The sequence below is a fragment of the Azospirillum lipoferum genome (genome assembly GCF_024170005.1).
In the GTDB taxonomy this organism is placed as follows: Bacteria; Pseudomonadota; Alphaproteobacteria; order Azospirillales; family Azospirillaceae; genus Azospirillum; species Azospirillum lipoferum.
Window position 1 is genome coordinate 93,604 of sequence record NZ_JALJXJ010000020.1, and the last position, 18,993, is coordinate 112,596.

Genomic DNA, 18,993 nt, shown 5'->3' on the forward strand with positions numbered 1-18,993 from the left:
GGCGGGAGCGATGGCGACCATCCAATTCGACAATCTCGGCCACTCCTATCACCCGCACCCCAGCAAGCCTGAGGACTACGCGCTCCGCCGCCTGTCGCAGGAATGGGAGGACGGCAAGGCCTATGCGCTGCTGGGGCCGTCGGGCTGCGGCAAGTCCACGCTGCTGAACATCATCTCCGGCCTGCTGGTGCCCAGCGAGGGGCGGGTGCTGTTCGACGGGCTGGACGTGACCCGCTGCACGCCGGAAGAGCGCAACATCGCCCAGGTGTTCCAGTTCCCGGTCATCTACGACACCATGACGGTGTACGAGAACCTGGCCTTCCCGCTGCGCAACCGCAAGGTTCCGGAGGCGGACGTCGACCGCCGCGTGCGGCAGGTCGCCGAGGCGCTGGACCTGACCGCCGACCTGAAGAAGCGGGCCCAGCGGCTGACGCCGGACGCCAAGCAGAAGATCTCCATGGGCCGCGGTCTGGTGCGGTCGGATGTGGCGGCCATCCTGTTCGACGAGCCGCTGACCGTCATCGACCCGCACACCAAGTGGATCCTGCGCCGCAAGCTGCGCCAGATCCATGAGGAATACCGCCTGACCATGATCTATGTGACCCACGACCAGGTGGAGGCGCTGACCTTCGCCGACAAGGTCGCGGTGATGTATGAAGGCGCCATGGTCCAGCTCGGTACCCCGCAGGAGCTGTTCGAGAACCCCGAGCACACCTTCGTCGGCTATTTCATCGGCAGCCCCGGCATCAACCTGATGCCCTGCACGCTGGGCAACGACCATGCGCTGGTCGACGGCATCGCCATCCCGCTGCCCGACCGCGCCGTGCCCACCGTGGGCGGCAAGTTCGAGCTGGGCATCCGGCCGGAATTCCTGGAGCTGACGCGCAGCGGCAGTGCCGGCGCCATTCCGGTGCAGGTCACCGGGGTCGACGATCTCGGCACCTCCAAGCTGGCGACGGTGCGGCTGGGCAGCCAGACGCTGAAGGCCCGGCTGAGCGAGGAACAGGAAATCCCGGCGCTTGACGCCGCCATCCGTTTCCCCACCCGGTGGACCAAGCTCTACCGCGACAGTCATCTGGTTGGTTGAAGGAGCCATAGCCATGGATAAGGTCCAGGACAACCGGGCTTGGTTCCTGATCATCCCGGTCTTTCTGATCGTCGCCTTCAGCGCCGTGGTGCCGCTGATGACGGTGGTCAATTATTCGGTGCAGGAGATCTTCGGCCCCGGCCAGACCTTTTTCGTCGGTACCGAATGGTTCGAGGCGGTGCTGAAGGACGACCGGCTGCACGACGCGCTGGTCCGCCAGATCATCTATTCGCTGGCGGTGCTGCTGATCGAGATCCCCTTGGGCATCCTGATCGCGCTCGGCATGCCCGGCGGTCGCAGCGCTAAGACGTCGCTGACGCTGGTGCTGCTGGCCCTGCCGCTGCTGATCCCGTTCAACGTGGTCGGCACCATCTGGCAGATCTTCGGCCGCGGCGACATCGGCCTGCTCGGCGCCACCTTCCGCGCCATCGGCATCGATTACAACTACACCAACAACTCGGCCCATGCCTGGATCACCGTGCTGGTGATGGACGTCTGGCACTGGACCAGCCTGGTGGCACTGCTGTGCTACGCCGGCCTCCAGTCGATCCCACCGGCCTTCTATCAGGCGGCGAAGATCGACGGCGCGTCGAAATGGGCGGTGTTCCGCTACATCCAGCTGCCGAAGATGCGTGGCGTCCTGATCATCGCGGTGCTGCTGCGCTTCATGGACAGCTTCATGATCTACACCGAGCCCTTCGTGCTGACCGGCGGCGGTCCCGGCAACTCCACCACCTTCCTCAGCCAGTATCTGACGCAGATGGCGGTGGGTCAGTTCGACATCGGCAAGGCCGCGGCCTTCTCCATCGTCTACTTCCTGATCGTGCTGCTGTTCAGCTTCATCTTCTACACCATCATCACCCGCACCGGCGAGGGAGAGAAGAAATGAGCAAGGCCGCGGTTCTCGCTCCCGGTTCGCTGGCTGCGCCGGCAAATGTCCGCCGCTCCACCGCGCGGGTGTCCAACAGGACCATCGTTCTGGTCTGCTACATCGTCTTCCTCATGCTGCCCATCTACTGGATGGTCAACATGTCCTTCAAGACGAACGAGGAGATCCTGTCGGGCCTGACGCTGTATCCGCACAATCCGACGCTGCGCAACTATGCCGTCATCTTCACCGATCCCAGCTGGTACAGCGGCTACATCAACTCGATCTATTACGTAACGCTGAACACCGTCATCTCGCTGACGGTGGCGCTGCCGGCGGCCTACGCCTTCTCGCGCTACCGCTTCATCGGCGACAAGCACGTCTTCTTCTGGCTGCTGACCAACAAGATGGCGCCGCCGGCCGTGTTCCTGCTGCCCTTCTTCCAGCTCTACCAGACGGTCGGGCTGTTCGACACCCACATCGCCGTGGCGCTGGCCCACTGCCTGTTCAACGTGCCGCTGGCGGTCTGGATCCTGGAAGGCTTCATGTCCGGCGTGCCGCGCGAGATCGACGAGATGGCCTACATCGACGGCTACAGCTTCCCGCGCTTCTTCGGCACGGTGTTCCTGCCGATGATCCGGGCCGGCGTCGGCGTCACCGCCTTCTTCTGCTTCATGTTCAGCTGGGTCGAGCTTCTGCTGGCCCGCACGCTGACCTCGGTCGACGCCAAGCCGATCGCCGCCACCATGACCCGCACCGTCAGCGCGTCGGGCATGGACTGGGGTCTGCTGGCCGCCGCCGGCGTGCTGACCATCCTGCCGGGCGCGCTGGTGATCTGGTTCGTCCGCAACTACATCGCCAAGGGCTTCGCCCTGGGCCGGGTCTGAGGGAGGCCCCGCGTCATGGATATGGAATGGATGGCGTGGACCACGCCGACCGCGGTCTTCTTCCTCTGCATCGCCCTGATGCTGGCCGGCATGACGGTCTGGGAGGTGGTGTCGCCGACGGTGGAGGCCAAGGGCTTCCTGCCGATGCGCACCACCCGCGGCGACCGCCTGTTCATCGGCCTGCTCGGCAGCGCCTTCATCCATCTGGGCTGGCTCGCCGCGACCGACCTGTCGCTGTGGGGCGCCTTCGCGGTCTCGCTGGTCTGGATCGCCCTGGTCATCCGTTTTGGGTGAGGGGGGCCGCTTCGGGTGAGGGGACCGGATTTCAAAGGAATTCGTCGTCGCCGTCCAGGCGGCCGATGACGAGGTGAGCGGCTGTTCCGCCGGTAAGAGCAATACGAAACGTCAACCCGACACCAAGTCGATCAAGTGGGAGGAACCATGCTTCAGCAACAGACTCTGCGACGTCGCCTGACCGGGGCCGTGATGGCCGGTGGCATCGGCGTCCTGCTGGCGATGGCCTCGGCGGGCCCGTCCGCCGCCATGACGCCGGACCAGGAAGCCGTCGCCAAGCGGATCATCGAGGAACTCCAGCCCTCCACGCTCTCCAAGGAAGAGCAGATGAAGGAGCTTGAGTGGTTCGTGAAGGCGGCCGAACCCTTCAAGGGCATGGACATCAACGTCGTCTCCGAGACGCTGACGACGCACGAGTTCGAATCGAAGACGCTGGCCAAGCTGTTCAGCGAGCTGACCGGGATCAAGCTCAAGCACGACCTGATCCAGGAAGGCGACGTCATCGAGAAGCTGCAGACCCAGATGCAGTCGGGCCGCAACGTCTATGACGCCTACATCAACGACAGCGACCTGATCGGTACCCATTTCCGCTATGGCCATGCCATTCCGCTGTCCGACTTCATGACGGGCGAGGGCAAGGACGTCACCCTGCCGACGCTGGACGTCAAGGACTTCATCGGCACCAGCTTCACCACGGGTCCGGACGGCAAGCTCTACCAGCTGCCCGACCAGCAGTTCGCCAACCTCTACTGGTTCCGCGCCGACTGGTTCGCCCGTCCCGACCTGAAGGAGAAGTTCAAGGCCAAGTACGGCTATGACCTCGGCGTTCCGCTCGATTGGTCGGCCTATGAGGACATCGCCGACTTCTTCACCAACGACGTGAAGGAAATCGACGGCGTCCGCGTCTATGGCCACATGGATTACGGCAAGAAGGACCCGTCGCTCGGCTGGCGCTTCACCGACGCCTGGCTGTCGATGGCCGGTGCCGGCGACAAGGGCCTGCCGAACGGCAAGCCGGTGGACGAATGGGGCATCCGTGTCGAGGGCTGCCGCCCGGCCGGTGCCTCGGTCGCCCGCGGTGGCGACACCAACGGCCCGGCCGCCGTCTATTCGCTGAACAAGTACATCGATTGGCTGAAGAAGTACGCTCCGCCGGAAGCGGCCGGCATGACCTTCTCCGAAGCCGGTCCGGTGCCGGCCCAGGGTGCGGTTGCCCAGCAGATCTTCTGGTACACCGCCTTCACTGCCGACATGACCAAGCCGGGCCTGCCGGTGGTCAACGCCGACGGCACGCCGAAGTGGCGCATGGCCCCCTCGCCGCATGGCCCGTACTGGGAACAGGGCATGAAGCTCGGCTACCAGGACGTGGGTTCCTGGACGCTGCTGAAGTCCACCCCGCTGGAACGCCGCAAGGCCGCGTGGCTCTACGCCCAGTTCACCGTGTCGAAGACCGCGTCGCTGAAGAAGACGCTGGTCGGCCTGACGCCGATCCGCGAAAGCGACATCAAGTCCGACGCGATGACCCAGGTGGCGCCGAAGCTGGGTGGTCTGGTCGAGTTCTACCGCAGCCCGGCCCGCGTCGCCTGGACGCCGACCGGCACCAACGTGCCGGACTATCCGAAGCTGGCCCCGCTGTGGTGGCAGAACATCGCCGAAGCCGTGACGGGTGAGCGCACCTCGCAGCAGGCGATGGACAATCTGGCCGAGCAGATGGAGCAGGTGCTGGCGCGCATGGAGCGTGCCAACATCGGTGGCGACTGCGCGCCCAAGCTGAACCCGAAGAAGGATCCGAAGGAGTGGTTCGCCGCCCCCGGCGCCCCGAAGCCCAAGCTCGACAACGAGAAGCCCAAGGGTCAGACCATCGCCTATGACGACCTGCTGAAGGCTTGGAAGGAAGGCCGCGCCCAGTAACGGCGACGGCAGAACGGTTCTCCTCCTGGCACTTCGTCCTGGTTGGGCCGGGGGTAACCTCGGGGCGGCGGCAAGCCGTCGCCCCGTTTTTATTTCCCTGAAGATCCCCTCTCCCCCCTGGGGAGAGGGTTAGGGTGAGGGGGATGCATTGCGTGGGTTTCCATTGTTGGAACCACGCCGCATTCCCTGAAAAAAGTCACGCCATGCGTCCCCCTCGCCCCGCCCCTCTCCCCGCTTTCGGCGGACCAGGGGTCCGCCTGTCGCGTCAGCGCAAACGAAGTTTGCGCGTGAGCGGGGGGAGAGGGAGAGACGCGCGATAATCGGAACAATGGGGAACGCTTCCATGACCAAGGCCGGCCACATCCTCGCCATCGACCAGGGCACCACCTCGTCGCGGGCGATCCTGTTCGACGGCCGGGGGACGCCGCTGGCCGAAGCACGGCGGGAGTTCCCCCAGCATTATCCCGGCGATGGCTGGGTCGAGCATGATCCCGCCGATATCCTGCGCGACGTCCGCACCGTGGCGCGCGAAGCGGTGGAGAAGTCCGGGGTCGATACGTCCGCCATCGCCGCCATCGGCATCACCAACCAGCGCGAGACCGCCGTGGTGTGGGACCGCGCCACCGGCGAGCCGATCCATCGCGCCATCGTCTGGCAGGACCGCCGCACCGCCGCGCTCTGCCATGATCTGGTGACCGCCGGCCATGCCGAGCTGGTGCGGTCCAAGACCGGCCTGCTGATCGACGCCTATTTCTCCGCCACCAAGATCGCCTGGATCCTCGACCATGTGCCGGGTGCCCGCGCACGGGCCGAGCGGGGCGAGCTGTGCTTCGGCACCATCGATTGCTTCCTGATCTATCACCTGACCGGCCGGCGGGTGCATGCGACCGACGCGACCAACGCCTCGCGCACCATGCTGTTCGACATCCATGCCCAGGATTGGGACGACGAGCTGCTGGCGCTGTTCCGCGTGCCGCGCGCCATGCTGCCGCGGGTGCTGGACAGTTCCGACGATTTCGGCGCGACGGAACCGGACCTGCTCGGTCGGCCGATCCCGATCGCCGGCGTGGCGGGCGATCAGCAGGCGGCCGCCTTCGGGCAGGCCTGCCTGACGCCGGGCATGGCGAAATCGACCTATGGCACCGGCTGCTTCGCGCTGATCAACACCGGCGAGACGCCGGTGGTGTCGAAGAACCGGCTGCTGACCACCGTCGCCTATCGGCTGAACGGCAAGACCTCCTATGCGCAGGAAGGCTCCATCTTCGTGGCGGGTGCCGCCATCAAATGGCTGCGCGACGGCATCGGCATCATCACCCATGCCAGCCAGACCGACGACATGGCGACCCGTGTGCCCGACAGCCACGGCGTCTATTTCGTCCCGGCCTTCGTGGGCTTGGGCGCCCCGCATTGGGATTCGGCCGCCCGCGCCGCGATCTTCGGCATGACGCTGGACGTCGGCCCCGCCCACATCGCCCGTGCCGCGCTGGAGGCGGTGGCCTTCCAGACCCGCGACCTGATGGAGGCGATGGCCGGCGATTGGGGCGGCACCATCAACGCGCTGCGCATCGATGGCGGCATGGCCGCCAACGACTGGCTTTGCCAGTTCCTGGCCGACCTGCTGAACATGCCGGTCGAACGCCCGAAGGTGATCGAAACCACGGCGCTGGGTGCCGCCTGCCTCGCGGCGCTGAAGGTCGGCGTGTTCGACGGGCTGGAGTCGGTGTCCGACGCCTGGCGCAGCGAACGCCGGTTCGAACCGCGCATGGAACAGGGCAAGCGCGACCGCCTTTACAGCGGCTGGCGCGACGCCGTGGCGCGGGTGCGGTCGGAGCGATAAGAGACGCCCGATGGCGTGAATTTGCTGAGTTTCCGGCGCAGACGGGCAAGTCGCCTCGGTTGCCTGCCGGTAATCTGACTTCGGTTGCGCGCTCCTCCCTCGGGTGCGTCGTCCTCGCCGGTTCAGCGGGGACACTGGGCCGGACGCTTTATGCCGTCCGGCCCTTTTTCTTTTCCGATCATACCCTCTCAGGGCCGGCCAGCATGTGGCGGATCTCGCTCTTCAGCAGCTTGCCGGTGGCGGTGTGGGGCAGGCTGTCGACGAAACGGACATCGTCGGGGATGCACCATTTCGCCACCTTGCCGTCGAAGACCGCCAGCAGTTCCTCGCGGGTGACGGCGGACTCCGGCTTACGGACGACGACCAGCACCGGGCGTTCGCCCCATTTCTCGTCGGGCACGGCGACGGCGGCGGCTTCCTGGACACCGGGATGGCCGACGGCGATGTTCTCCAGGTCGATGGAACTGATCCACTCGCCGCCGGACTTGATGACGTCCTTGGTGCGGTCGACGATCTGGACATAGCCGTCGGCGTCCATCGTCACCACGTCGCCGGTCTCGAACCAGCCCGGCACCGTCTGGTGGGCCGGGCTTTCCATCACCCCGAAATAGCCGGAACAGACGGTCGGGCCGCGCACCAGCAGCCGGCCGAAGCTGGTTCCGTCGCGCGGAACGTCGTTGCCGGACCCGTCGACCACGCGGAACTGCACGCCGCAGATCGGTCGGCCCTGCCTGGAGGCCAGCGCCAGCGCCGCGTCGGCGTCCAGCCCGCGATGCTTGCCCTTCGGCGTGTTGGCGAGGCCAAGGGGGCTGGTCTCCGTCATGCCCCAGGCGTGCAGAACCTCCACCCCCATCTCCTGGAAGCGCTGGATCATCACCGGCGGGCAGGCGGAGCCGCCGATGGCGATGCGGCGCATGGTGGTGAGTTTCTTCTTGTTGGCGTCGAGCCAGTTCAGCAGGGCGAGCCAGACCGTCGGGACGCCGGCGCTGTTGGTGACCTTCTCGCTCTCGAACAGCTCATACAGGCTGACACCGTCCAGCTTGCCGCCGGGGAAGACCAGCTTGGCGCCGACCATCGGGGCGGCATAGGGCACGCCCCAGGCGTTGACATGGAACATCGGCACCACCGGCAGCACCACGTCCGACGCCGACAGGCCGAACACGTCCGGCAGGCAGGCGGCGATGGCGTGCAGGTAGGAGGAGCGGTGGCTGTACAGCACGCCCTTCGGGTTGCCGGTGGTGCCGGAGGTGTAGCACATGCCGCAGGCGGTGTTTTCGTCCAGCTCCGGCCAGTCGAAGCTGCCCGGCTGGTCGGCGAGCAGATCCTCGTAGCACAGCAGGTTGGGCAGGCTGGAGACCGGCATGTTGGCGCGGTCGGTCATCACGACGATGCCCTTCAGCCCGGTCAGCTCGTGGGCGATGCCCTCGAGCAGCGGCACGAAGGTCAGGTCGGTGAACAGCAGCCGGTCTTCGGCATGGTTGACGATGTAGGCGATCTGTTCCGGGAACAGGCGGGGGTTGATGGTGTGGCAGACCATGCCCGAGCCGCCGATGCCGTAATAGCATTCCAGATGGCGGTAGCCGTTCCAGGCCAGCGTGCCGATGCGGTCGCCCGGATGCATGCCGAGTGCCGCCAGCGCGTTCGCCAGCTTCTGGGCGCGGACCCAGGCGTCGGCATAGGTGTAGCGGTGGATCGGCCCCTCGGTGGTGCGCGACACGATCTCGGTGTCGGCATGGTAGAGCGCTGCGTGACGCAGGATCGACGTCACCAGCAGGGGGCCATTCATCATCATTCCGCGCAGCATCGTTTCACTCCCGGTTCGGTCGCTTCTGGTTCTGGGCCGTTTGGTTTCAGGTCTTCGTCAGGCTTGCAGGCGGCGAGCCGCCGCTCGGCGTCGGCCTCCATCGCCTTCAGTTCAAGGATCACCTCGGCGATTTCGGACTGCATCCGCTCAAGCTCAATGAGGCGGGCGCGGATCTTGCGGAGCCCGTCGTGGTATTGCCCGGCGCTGGGCCGGCCAGAGCGATAATGGGCGAGATATTCGGCGATCTGCTCCAGCGAGAAGCCGACCCGGCGGAATTTCAGGATCAGCATCAGCCGCGCGCGGTCGCGGTAGGTGAAGACCCTCCGTCCCCCGGCCCGCTGCGGCGCCAGCAGCCCCTTTTCCTCGTAGTAGCGCAACGCCTGCGGCGTGAGGCCGAACTCCGCCGCCAGTTCCGTCACGCCATACACCCGATTTCGTTCGGCCATGGCCAATCCCCTGCGCCAGCGATTTCGCCACGGGCGCAGGGTGAAGTCAATGTCAATGAGCTAAAGTGTGCTTTAGATAGGACCGTCCGTCATCCGGCGCGGACCTGGGTCAGGAAGCGGTCCACCTCGCTGCTCAGCGTGTCGGTGTGGCTGGACAGTTGGCGGACCGAGGTCAGCACTTCGTAAGCCACCTTGCCGCTCTGGCTGGCGGCCTCGTTGACGCTGCCGATGCTGTCGGAGACGGTCTGGGTGCTCTGGGCGGCCTGCTGGATGTTGCGGCTGATCTCCCGGGTGGCGGCCCCCTGTTCCTCGACCGCGGAGGCGATGGAGGTGGCGACCTCGTTGATATGGCCGATGACCCGGACCACCTCCTGCAACTCGCCAACCGTTTCGCCGGTGATCGACTGGATGTCGGCGACCTGAAGGGCGATGTCGTCGGTCGCCTTCGCCGTCTGGGTGGCGAGCGCCTTCACCTCCGACGCGACCACGGCGAACCCCTTTCCGGCATCGCCGGCGCGGGCGGCCTCGATGGTCGCGTTCAAAGCCAGGAGATTGGTCTGGCTGGCGATGGAATTGATCAGCTCGACCACCGTGCCGATCCGCTGCACCGCCTGGGCCAGCCCGTCAACCTTGCTGTTGGCGCGCTCGGCGATGCCGGCGGCCTCGCGGGCGATGTCCGAAGACTGGCCGACCTGCCGGCTGATCTCTCCGATCGAGCTGCTCAGCTCCTCCGTGGCGGCCGCGACGGTCTGGACGTTGGAGGATGTCTGCTCCGTCGTCACGGCGACATCGCTGGCCAGCCTGCCGGCCTGGTCCGCCGCCTGGGTCACTTCCGCAACCCGGCTTTCCATCCCGGCGGCCTCCCTGGCCACGGCATGGATGACGCCGCCCACCGCCTGCTCGAACCGGTCGGCCAGATCGGCGATGGTGCGGTGCTTTTCCATTTCGGCGCAGCGGGCCTGTTCAACCTGCTCGGCTTCCAGCCGCTGCTTGGCCAGCGCGTTCTCCTTGAACACCTGCGTGGCCCGGCCCATGTCGCCAAGCTCGTCGCCGCGGCCGGCCTCCGGGAAGGCGACGGTCAGGTCGCCATCGGCCATGGCCCGCATGCGCCCGGCCAGCGAGCGGATGGTGGAGCTGATGTTGTGTCCGACCAGCGTCAGCAGGATGACCGCCGGCAGCGCCAGCGCCGCGATGACGCCGATCAGAGTCCAGAGCTGCGACAGGAAGGCGGCCCAAAGGTCGTCGATGAAGATGCCGGTGCCGATGAAGATCCGCCAGGGCTCGAACCCCTTCACATAGGCCAGCTTGACCGCGGTTTCGCTGCCGCCGACGGTGCGGGGCCAGTCGTAGGCGTAAGTCCCTTCCCCCTTGCTCTTCACGATGCCGATCAGCGCCGGGATGACCGGGACGCCCGCCGCATCCTTGATGCCGGAGACGTCCTTGCCCATCAGCGCCTTGTTCATATGCGCGAACCCGACATTGTCGTAGGTGTGGGCAAAGAGATACTCGTCGCCGCTGTAGCGGATGGCGAGGAAGGCCTCCTTGAAGCGGGCCTGCGCCTCGTCACGGGTCAAATGTCCCGCCACAACCTCGCTTTCGAATCGGGCCGCCATGCTGTGCCCCGCCTCGACCATGAAGCGAAGCGCATCGACGCGGTCCTGGTACATGCGATTGTAGCTGAGATAGAGCCCGGCGCCCGCGATCGCCATGCAGGCGAGGCTGGCGGTCGCCACCAGCACCAGCAGTTTCGCGCGAATTGAAAGAGAAGAATTGGTCATTGACCACCACCTTCCGGCGTATTGCAGTCGCCTTGTCGTGCAGCGTGTCCTGCTGGAAATTGTCGCGTGAATATTGAACGATTTCCTTACAGGGAGGCCGCGATACGGTGTCGCATGGGGATATGACCTCCCAGACATCGCGCGAAATGAATATTTGAGCCAATTTTCCGGAACCCAGTGCTTGTGCCTGCGCCGGCTTTCATTCCGCTGTGTCCTCCAGCGGTTGCGGTCAGCCCCAGGCTGATGGCAGAGAATTCACATGACAAGCTGCCGCCGCCGATGCTTTCTGCCGGCGGATTATGAAGGAGCGGCGCTTGACCGGGAGGAGCAGCCTTTTGCGTCGGCTGATCGGCAGGCCGTGGGACATTGCCGCGGCGGTGGCCCTGCTGGCCCTGCTGGTGCTGGTCGCGGTCACCTTCCGGCATTACGGCATCTCCAACGACGAGGAGGTGCAGCATGTCTATGGCGCCAAGCTGATCGACTGGTACCGCAGCGGCTTCACCGACGATTCGGCCTTTTCCTACAAGAATCTCTATTTGTATGGCGGGCTGTTCGACATGGCGGCGGTGGCGCTGGCCCCGTTGCTGCCCTTCGATCCGTATGAGACGCGGCACCTGCTGTGCGCCCTGATCGGGGTGGCCGGGATTGCGGTGGTTTGGGCTGTGGGGCGACGGCTGGCCGGGCCGCGGGCGGGATTCCTTGCCGGAGCGCTGCTGGCGCTGTGCGGCCCCTGGTATGGCGGGCTGTTCAACCACACCAAGGACATTCCCTTCGCCGTGCTGATGATGGCGGCGGTGGGACTGCTGGTCCGGCTGACCGGGCAGATGCCGCGGCCGCGTTTGGGGACTGCGCTGGGATTCGGCGCCGTCGTCGGGCTGGCGCTGGGCATCCGGGTCGGGGCGCTGCTGCTGGCGGGCTATGCGGCGGCGATGCTGGTGGGATGGGTATTGCTGGGGGTTGCATCCCTTGCCCGGCTGCGCGACGCCGGCCGGGGAGCGTTGCGCCTGCTGCCCGCTCTGCCTGTCGCCTATGGGCTGATGGCGGCCTTCTGGCCCTGGGCGGTGCTGGAGCCGCTGAACCCGTTGCGGGCGCTGGCCGATTTCTCGCACTTCCATTACCCGATCCGCACCCTGCTGGGCGGCACCGAATATTGGATGTACGAGGTGCCGCCCAGCTATCTGGTCTGGTATCTGGGCATCAAGCTGCCGCTGGTGATGCTGGGCGGTGCGGCGCTGGGGCTGCTGGTTCTGCCGGCGACGATGCATCGGGACCGGCAGGCGGGCGGGGAGGGGATCACCCGCGCGGTCGGCTGCGGGCTGGTGGCGCTGGCGGCGCTGTTCCCGGTGGTCTGGTTCACCGTCACCCATGCGCCCGGCTATACGGCGATCCGCCATTTCCTGTTCGTGCTGCCGCCGCTGGCGGTGCTGGGCGGCATCGGGCTCGACCGGCTGATCGGCTGGGCCGGCGCCTGGAAGCTCGGCGTGTCGCAGCGGAGCGGACGTGGTCTGTCGGTGGCGGTGCCGGCCGGCCTTGTGCTGGCGCTGGTTCTGGGGCGCGAGGCGGTGGTTCTGGAGTCACTGCACCCCAACGAATATGTCTATTTCAACGAGCTGGTCGGCGGGGTTGCCGGCGCGGTGCGCAAATACGATGTCGATTACTGGGCCAACAGCCTGCCGGAAGCGGTGGAGGACCTGTCGGAGGTGATCGCTGCGGAGGAGGCCCGCACCCACCGTCACCGCACCTACAGCGTCGCCGTCTGCGCCGAACCGCTGGCCTTCGAGAAGCTGGCGCCGGCCAACCTGCATTGGGTCACCGACTGGACCCGCGCCGACTTCTTCATCGCGCCGACGCAGGAGGATTGCGACACGCTGATGACCGGCCCGACGGTGGCGGAGGTCGAGCGCGACGGCGCCCTGCTGGCGGTGGTGAAGGATCTGCGCAAGCCGGAGGACCCGGCCGAAATGGTCGAAGTCGCCCGTCTGCGCACTGGCCGCCAGCAACGGCATTGGTGGTGACGGGCCTCACCCCCGCGGCAGGTAGCGCGTGCGGTCCAGGCCGTGGCGGGCCATCTTCTCGTTCAGGGTCCGGCGCGGGATGTCCAGCAAATCCATCACCGCCTTGATGTCGCCCTTGCAGCGTTCCAGCGCCTGTTCGATCGCCCGTTTCTCGAAGGCGTCGACCTGATCGGCCAGTGCGCGCGGCACTGCTGCCTCTCCGCCGGCCCCACTCCCAAGGGCGCGGCGGCGCAGCAGGCCGGCGACGCTGCTGCGCCCCACCGACAGGACGTGGCGCTCGGCCAGATTGCGCAGTTCCCGCACATTGCCGGGCCAGTCATGGGCCAGCAGGGCGTCGAGGTCGGCGGGCTCCAGCGGGCGCGGCTCGCGGTTGTGGCGGGTGGCGAACTCGGCGGCGAAATAGTCGAACAGCAGCGGAATGTCCTCCGCCCGCGCCCGCAGCGGCGGGATGTGCAGTTCCGCGACATTCAGCCGGTAATAGAGGTCGGCGCGGAAGCGCCCCTCCTCGCTGAGGTCGAGCAGGTCGATCTTGGTCGCCGCCACCAGCCGGAGATCGACCGCCACCTGCTTGTTGGAGCCCAGCCGTTCGATGGTGCGTTCCTGCAAGGCGCGCAGCAGTTTGACCTGGATGGCGAGCGGCATGCTCTCGATCTCGTCCAGGAACAGGGTGCCGCCGCTGGAATGCTCCAGCTTGCCGGCGCGGCGCTGGGTGGCGCCGGTGAAGGCGCCCGGCTCGTGCCCGAACAGCTCGCTTTCCGCCATGCTGTCGGGAATGGCGCCGCAATTCACCGCGACGAAGGCGCCCTTCTGACCCCGCGGACCGAAATCATGCAGGCAGCGGGCGACCAGCTCCTTTCCCGTCCCGGTCTCGCCATGGATCAGCACGCTGGCGCCGGTGGCGGCGAGGTCGATCAGGTCGCGCCGCAACTCGGCGATGGCGGGGGAGGTGCCGATCAGCCGCGCCTCGATCCCGCTGCCGGAGGTGCGGCGGCGCAGGCCGCGATTCTCCAGCACCAGCCGCCGCTTCTCCGACGCGCGGCGGATGACGGCGACCAGATGGTCGGGTTCGAAGGGCTTCTCGATGAAGTCGTAGGCACCGCGCCGCATCGCCTCCACCGCCAGCGCCACGTCGCCGTGGCCGGTCACCAGGATCACCGGCAGGTCGGCGTCGCGCGCCAGCGCCCGTTCCAGAACGGCCATGCCGTCCATCCGCGGCATCCGCACGTCGGTGACCAGCACGCCGGGGAAGTCGGGCGACAGCAGGTCGAGCGCCGGCTGCGGCGTCTCGAATCCCTGAGCGGCGAAACCGGCCAGTTGCAGCCACTGCGTCACCGACACGCGCATCGCCAGCTCATCGTCGATGAACAGGACGGGGAACAGGACGGGGGTGGCAAGCGGATCGGTCTTCATCTGCCCCTCATTGTGCTTCCGGCAGTTGGACGACGAAGCAGGCGCCGCCGTCGGGATTGTTCTCCGCCCGCAGGGTGCCGCCGAAGTCCCGCACGATGCCATAGGACAGCGACAGGCCGAGACCAAGCCCCTGTCCGACCTCCTTGGTGGTGAAGAAGGGGTCGAACAGCTGGAACTGGTGTGCCTCGGCGATGCCGGTGCCGGTGTCGCGGATGCGGATCTCCCAGCCTTCCCCATTGCGGCCGGCGGTCAGGGTCAGGCGCCGCTCCTCGCCGCCTTCCATGGCGTCGACGGCATTGCGCAGCAGGTTGACGAAGACCTGCTCCAGCCGAACCGCGTCGCCGCGCACGCGGGCGTCGGGGGGAATGGACCGATCCACCTGCACCTCCTCCTCGCGCAGGCGGGAGGCGAGCAGGGCCAGCGCGCGGTCCATGGCGCGGGCGACCGGAACGGCTTCCACCCGCGCCGGACCCTTGCGGGCGAACTCCTTCAGATGGCCGGACAGCAGGGCCATCCGCTCCGCCAGATCGCTGATCATGGCGAGGTTGTCGCGGACCATCGCCGTCTCCCCGCGTTCCGCCAGCAGCCGGGTGGAGGCGACGAAGGTGCGGATGGCGGCGAGCGGCTGATTGATCTCATGCGCCAGCGCCGCCGACATCTGGCCGAGTGCGGCCAGCTTGCCGGCTTGCACAAGCTCCTCCTGCGCTTCGCGCAGGATGCGGTTGGCGGTCAGCAGCTCGGCCGTGCGCTCCTCCACCCGGCGTTCCAGTGTCACCCGCGCCTCGTGCTGGAGCCGCAGGGTCTGGCGCCGCTGCCAGCCCAGCGCCGCCGCCGCCGCCAGCAGCAGGATGCCCATGGCGGTCAGCACGGCGGCCCCGGCCGCTTCCGCCTTCACCGGCTCCAGGTCTGACAGGAAGCGGATGGTCCAGCCGAACTCGGGCAGGGCAAGCTCCTGCATCAGGTAGGCGCGGCGGGTGGGGCCGGAAGCGGGCAGGCCGACCAGCCGGGCACCGTTTTCCATCAGCGGGCCGTCATGCAGGCCGAGAGGGGTCAGGTCGCTGCGGTCATATTGCCGGGTCTGGGCCAGCCGGGCCGTCACCGCATCGGGCAGCTGGCGCAAGGCGCGGTATTTCCAGTCGGCATGGCTGGACAGGAAGACGATGCCGTTCTCGTCGGTCACCAACACCCGCTCGCCGCCGGCGGCCCAGTCGCGCTGGATCGGTTCGAGGTCGATCTTGACCACGGCGACACCGATCAGTGCCTCCCCCCGACGCACCGCATGCGACAGGAAATAGCCGGGCAGGCCGGTGGTGACGCCGATGCCGAAATAGCGGCCGCTGCCGGTCTCCACCGCCTGCCGGAAATAGGGGCGGAAATCATAGCGCTGGCCGACGAAGCTCTGTGCCGGATCGGCCCAATTGCTGGACGCCAGGGCCAGCCCGCCGCGGTCCACCACATAGAGCGCCGCCGACCCGGCGGCAGCGTTCGCCGTCTCCAGCCGCCGGTTCACGGCGTCGCGCCCCAGCGTCGAAGGGGCGTCCAGCAGATCCAGCACCTCGTGGTCGCGGGCGACCAGGAAGGGCAGATAATCGTAACGGCCGACCGCGTTGCGGATGCTGCTGGCATAGAGGCCGAGCCGCTGGTCGCCGTTCAGCGTCAGCGCCGCCCGTGCCCCCGCCTCCGCCCAGCGATAGGCGCCCCAGCAGGCCAGTGCCGTCACCGCGGCCAGCGCGGCGACGAGGATCGCCAGCCGGCGGCGCCGCAGCGGACGGGGGGAAAGGGTGTCGGCCATGATCTGTCTATGGAATCGTCGGGGCGACGCTGTCCAGCGCCTTTTCCGCCGGAGGCAGGGAGTGGTAAAGCGGCGCGGGTACTTGAATGAACGTTCAATCAAGAAAGGCGGTAAGAAACAGCGCTGTAAATCTTCCGGGGTGATGGGCCAAATGAACAGACGCCGGAAGCGTGACGTTGTCGGGCATTTGTTGTTTGGGTCACTTTCATGACGCGCCAAAGCCGGCTATGGTACGCCGCTGCCGGCTTGAACTTGACCTTGCGGCGCCTGCCGGCAACGGGATCGAAACGGGGGAGATTGACTCATGGACGCCGAATCCATTCGCGCCGCTTATCGCCGCTACGCCGGATTCTACGACCGGGTGTTCGGGGTGCTTCTGGCCTCCGGCCGGCATGCGGCGGTGGAGTGGCTGAACCGCCGCGGCGGCCTTCGCATCCTGGAGGTCGGCGTCGGCACCGGCCTGTCGCTGTCCGACTACCGCAAGGACAACCGCGTCGTCGGCATCGACCTGTCCACCGACATGCTGAAGGTGGCGCAGGAACGGGTGGAGCGCGAAAAGCTCGATCATGTCGACGGGCTGCTGGAGATGGATGCCGGCAAGCTGGCTTTCGCCGACGGCAGTTTCGACGTGGTGGTCGCCATGTATGTGATGACCGTCGTCCCCGATCCCCAGGGCACGATGGCGGAACTGGAGCGGGTCTGCAAACCCGGCGGCGACATCGTCATCGTCAACCACTTCGCGGCACCCGAACCTGGCGTCCGCCGCGCGGTGGAGGGCTGGCTGTCGCCGCTGTCGAAGAAGCTCGGCTGGCGGCCGGACTTCACGTTGGACGCGATGATGACCGGGTCGCGGCTGGCGGTGGAAAGCATCCGCACGCTGCCGCCCTTCGGGCTGTTCAGCCTGCTGCATTGCCGGCGAGGGTAGGAGAGCAAGCCCATCCCGCGTGACCTCACGCGCATCGGCCTGCTAGTCTGGGCACCACCACACGCGATCACGGGAGCGGGACCATGGCCGGACAGGGCGGCGATCTGGCGGGAAAGCGGATTCTGGTGCCGGAAAGCCGGGACCTCGACCTGTTCGCCGGGATGATGGAACAGCATGGGGCGGAGACGATCCGCTGCCCGATGGTGAAGATCCTCGACCTCGACGATCCGGCGCCGGCACGGGCGTGGCTGGAGCGGCTGCTGACCGAGGGGTTCGATGACATCGTCCTGCTGACCGGCGAGGGGTTGCGGCGCCTGATGACCGTCGCCCGCGCCATGGAGCGGGAGGCCGACGTGGTCGCCGCCATCGGTCGCGCGCGTGTTTTCGTGCGCGGCCCGAAACCGGTGAAGGCGCTGCGCGAGATCGGCTGCGCCCCTTACAAATCCGCCCCCGCCCCGACCACCGACGGCGTCATCGCCATGCTGGGGGAGGAGGATCTGACCGGCCGCCGTGTTGGCATCCAGCTCTACCCCGACAACCCGAACGAACCGCTGCTGGAGGCGGTGCGGGCGCGCGGCGGCGATCCGGTGGCAGTCACCCCCTACCGCTACGCCAATGATTCCGAGACCGGTGCCGTCCAGTCGGCGATCCGCGACATGGCGGACGGGCGCATCGACTTCGTCGCCTTCACCGCCTCGCCCCAGGTGCGCCGTCTGCACGAGGTGGCGGAGGCCTGCGGCCTGGGCGACGCCTTCCGACAGGGCTTCGCCAGGACCCGCATCGCCGCCGTCGGCCCGGTGGTGGCCGAGGCGGTGGAAGCGGCCGGCGGCACCGTGGCGGTTTCCCCGGAATCGACCTTCCACATGAAGCCGCTGGTCAACGCCATCCGCCGGCTGCTGACGGAGGGGGAAGGGCGGATTTCCCCGTGAAGATGCCGGCTGCCTTCAATGGCCGCCCTCAGTGACCGATGTCGATGCGGAAGAGTTCCAGGTCCAGCAGTTCCATCGAAATCCGGGGACGCCCGGCGGACTTGCGGGACGCCAGCTTGCGGGCCAGCGGCTGGCTGAGCCATGCGGTGCGGGCGCGGTCGAACAGGGCGGTGCAGCGGTGGGACAGTCTGGCGTTCATGGCGGGTCGAACTCTCTCGCAAGGGGGTCAGGTCGGCGGCAAGCGTGGCTCCTGTGAGCAGTTGCAATAAGAATGTCCTGGCACTGTGACAGTTTCTATCGCCCGAAGGTCTAGTCACTACGCCATAGGGCTTGGATCCGGTCGCTTTCGCCCCCGCCTTCGACCAAAGAAGGAGGGCGGGGGCGTCACATCACCACGCCGACCAGCCGGCGCAGGGCGTCGCGCGCTTCGGCATCCAGGACGGGAACGCCGTTGCGGGCCTCCAGCATGTAGGCGCCGGGATCGGACAGGGTGCGCATGGCGAATCCGGCGACCACCGGCGGTTCGCTGCTGAGCGGCTGCTGGTCGTAGACGGGGGTGAAGCTGCAGCCGGCGAGCAGCGCGCGGATCATCAGCGACTCGTCCGAGCTGGCGCCGGCCGCCGGGCTGTTGATGCCGAACAGCAGCCGTTCCGCCTCCGCCTCGGTCACCATGCCGCGTTCCAGCAGGGTGTCGACCATGGCGGAGTTGGTCAATACCGGCGCCGCACGACCCTTCCAGCAGAAGCGGCCATCGTCCCAGCCGACGTCGAGGCTGCGGAAGACCATGTGCGGTTCGCCGCTGCCGGGGGCGCCGGCGACGATGTAGTTCACCCGCAGAAGCCCGTTCCACGCCCCGGCCGGTGCGACGATGCAGGACAGACCACTCCGCGTCAGGCGCAGGTAGGTGTCGTTGATGCCCGATGGCTCGAAATCGAAAAGCATGGGGTCTTCACCTTCTCAGCCGGCCGTCACCGTACCGATGGCCGGTCCGGTATTGCCGTTGCCCAGCC

At 67.2% G+C, this 18,993-nt stretch carries 16 protein-coding genes; 9 read left to right on the plus strand and 7 right to left on the minus strand.

Translation table 11 applies throughout. The features are described from left to right. The first annotated feature begins 10 nt into the window (after nt 1-10). The 6 genes from J2848_RS31940 (at nt 11) to glpK (ending at nt 6,884) form a co-directional block, all read left to right on the plus strand. Nucleotides 11-1,087: an ABC transporter ATP-binding protein gene (locus tag J2848_RS31940; RefSeq protein WP_149234753.1), complete on the plus strand. Its 1,077-nt coding sequence runs from the start codon at nt 11-13 to the stop codon at nt 1,085-1,087. 13 nt (nt 1,088-1,100) lie between these two features. Further along, nucleotides 1,101-1,976 (plus strand): carbohydrate ABC transporter permease, encoded by an 876-nt coding sequence (locus tag J2848_RS31945; RefSeq protein ID WP_149234754.1) that lies wholly within the window; start codon nt 1,101-1,103, stop codon nt 1,974-1,976. Further along, a complete protein-coding gene (locus J2848_RS31950; RefSeq protein WP_211103316.1) occupies nt 1,973-2,842 on the plus strand; it encodes a carbohydrate ABC transporter permease in 870 nt (289 codons plus the stop codon). The genes J2848_RS31945 and J2848_RS31950 overlap by 4 nt, the downstream gene beginning before the upstream one ends. Nucleotides 2,843-2,857: 15 nt before the next feature. Then, nucleotides 2,858-3,136 (plus strand): DUF2160 domain-containing protein, encoded by a 279-nt coding sequence (locus J2848_RS31955; RefSeq protein WP_246194362.1) that lies wholly within the window; start codon nt 2,858-2,860, stop codon nt 3,134-3,136. Between the two features lie 147 nt (nt 3,137-3,283). Further along, entirely contained in the window at nt 3,284-5,047 is a 1,764-nt protein-coding gene (locus J2848_RS31960) for an ABC transporter substrate-binding protein (protein WP_149234755.1), read from the plus strand. Between the two features lie 343 nt (nt 5,048-5,390). Further along, nucleotides 5,391-6,884: a glycerol kinase GlpK gene (glpK, locus tag J2848_RS31965; RefSeq protein ID WP_149234757.1), complete on the plus strand. Its 1,494-nt coding sequence runs from the start codon at nt 5,391-5,393 to the stop codon at nt 6,882-6,884. A gap of 178 nt (nt 6,885-7,062) precedes the next feature. Here the strand turns inward: glpK and J2848_RS31970 are convergent, their stop codons facing one another. From J2848_RS31970 to J2848_RS31980, 3 genes are all read right to left on the minus strand, one after another. Next, on the minus strand, nt 7,063-8,688 hold the full coding sequence (locus J2848_RS31970) for a 3-(methylthio)propionyl-CoA ligase (protein ID WP_149234758.1): 1,626 nt from the start codon (nt 8,686-8,688) through the stop codon (nt 7,063-7,065). Next, on the minus strand, nt 8,673-9,134 hold the full coding sequence (locus J2848_RS31975) for a MerR family transcriptional regulator (protein ID WP_149234789.1): 462 nt from the start codon (nt 9,132-9,134) through the stop codon (nt 8,673-8,675). Before J2848_RS31975 ends, J2848_RS31970 begins: the two co-directional genes overlap by 16 nt. An 89-nt stretch (nt 9,135-9,223) precedes the next feature. Then, entirely contained in the window at nt 9,224-10,912 is a 1,689-nt protein-coding gene (locus J2848_RS31980; RefSeq protein WP_149234759.1) for a methyl-accepting chemotaxis protein, read from the minus strand. A gap of 335 nt (nt 10,913-11,247) precedes the next feature. Here J2848_RS31980 and J2848_RS31985 point away from each other — a divergent pair, with 335 nt between their 5' ends. Then, nucleotides 11,248-12,927, plus strand: a complete 1,680-nt coding sequence (locus tag J2848_RS31985) for a glycosyltransferase family 39 protein (RefSeq protein WP_170307252.1) — start codon at nt 11,248-11,250, stop codon at nt 12,925-12,927. A gap of 6 nt (nt 12,928-12,933) precedes the next feature. On the opposite strand, the gene J2848_RS31990 is transcribed toward J2848_RS31985, so the two are convergent. Then, on the minus strand, nt 12,934-14,337 hold the full coding sequence (locus J2848_RS31990) for a sigma-54-dependent transcriptional regulator (RefSeq protein WP_149234761.1): 1,404 nt from the start codon (nt 14,335-14,337) through the stop codon (nt 12,934-12,936). Between the two features lie 7 nt (nt 14,338-14,344). Next, nucleotides 14,345-16,129, minus strand: a complete 1,785-nt coding sequence (locus J2848_RS31995; protein ID WP_149234762.1) for a sensor histidine kinase — start codon at nt 16,127-16,129, stop codon at nt 14,345-14,347. A 304-nt stretch (nt 16,130-16,433) separates the two neighbouring features. On the opposite strand from J2848_RS31995, the gene J2848_RS32000 reads away from it, so the two are divergent. After that, a complete protein-coding gene (locus J2848_RS32000) occupies nt 16,434-17,054 on the plus strand; it encodes a class I SAM-dependent methyltransferase (RefSeq protein WP_149234763.1) in 621 nt (206 codons plus the stop codon). Nucleotides 17,055-17,137: 83 nt separating this feature from the next. Then, entirely contained in the window at nt 17,138-17,983 is an 846-nt protein-coding gene (locus J2848_RS32005; RefSeq protein ID WP_149234764.1) for a uroporphyrinogen-III synthase, read from the plus strand. Nucleotides 17,984-18,011: 28 nt separating this feature from the next. Here J2848_RS32005 and J2848_RS32010 read toward each other — a convergent pair whose 3' ends face one another. Further along, entirely contained in the window at nt 18,012-18,182 is a 171-nt protein-coding gene (locus J2848_RS32010) for a hypothetical protein (protein ID WP_170307253.1), read from the minus strand. A 185-nt stretch (nt 18,183-18,367) separates the two neighbouring features. After that, the gene (locus tag J2848_RS32015; protein WP_149234765.1) at nt 18,368-18,925 is read right to left on the minus strand and encodes a hypothetical protein; all 558 of its coding nucleotides are present in this window, start codon (nt 18,923-18,925) and stop codon (nt 18,368-18,370) included. Nucleotides 18,926-18,993 lie beyond the last annotated feature (68 nt).

Bases quoted from the DNA above. Each gene is read 5' to 3' on its own strand.
- J2848_RS32005 (WP_149234764.1), top strand. From the start codon at position 17,138: ATGGCCGGACAGGGCGGCGATCTGGCGGGAAAGCGGATTCTGGTGCCG.
- J2848_RS31945 (WP_149234754.1), top strand. From the start codon at position 1,101: ATGGATAAGGTCCAGGACAACCGGGCTTGGTTCCTGATCATCCCGGTC.
- J2848_RS32000 (WP_149234763.1), top strand. From the start codon at position 16,434: ATGGACGCCGAATCCATTCGCGCCGCTTATCGCCGCTACGCCGGATTC.
- J2848_RS31940 (WP_149234753.1), top strand. From the start codon at position 11: ATGGCGACCATCCAATTCGACAATCTCGGCCACTCCTATCACCCGCAC.
- J2848_RS31980 (WP_149234759.1), bottom strand. From the start codon at position 10,912: ATGACCAATTCTTCTCTTTCAATTCGCGCGAAACTGCTGGTGCTGGTG.
- J2848_RS31960 (WP_149234755.1), top strand. From the start codon at position 3,284: ATGCTTCAGCAACAGACTCTGCGACGTCGCCTGACCGGGGCCGTGATG.
- J2848_RS31970 (WP_149234758.1), bottom strand. From the start codon at position 8,688: ATGCTGCGCGGAATGATGATGAATGGCCCCCTGCTGGTGACGTCGATC.
- J2848_RS31995 (WP_149234762.1), bottom strand. From the start codon at position 16,129: ATGGCCGACACCCTTTCCCCCCGTCCGCTGCGGCGCCGCCGGCTGGCG.
- glpK (WP_149234757.1), top strand. From the start codon at position 5,391: ATGACCAAGGCCGGCCACATCCTCGCCATCGACCAGGGCACCACCTCG.
- J2848_RS32015 (WP_149234765.1), bottom strand. From the start codon at position 18,925: ATGCTTTTCGATTTCGAGCCATCGGGCATCAACGACACCTACCTGCGC.
- J2848_RS32010 (WP_170307253.1), bottom strand. From the start codon at position 18,182: ATGAACGCCAGACTGTCCCACCGCTGCACCGCCCTGTTCGACCGCGCC.
- J2848_RS31955 (WP_246194362.1), top strand. From the start codon at position 2,858: ATGGATATGGAATGGATGGCGTGGACCACGCCGACCGCGGTCTTCTTC.
- J2848_RS31950 (WP_211103316.1), top strand. From the start codon at position 1,973: ATGAGCAAGGCCGCGGTTCTCGCTCCCGGTTCGCTGGCTGCGCCGGCA.
- J2848_RS31975 (WP_149234789.1), bottom strand. From the start codon at position 9,134: ATGGCCGAACGAAATCGGGTGTATGGCGTGACGGAACTGGCGGCGGAG.
- J2848_RS31990 (WP_149234761.1), bottom strand. From the start codon at position 14,337: ATGAAGACCGATCCGCTTGCCACCCCCGTCCTGTTCCCCGTCCTGTTC.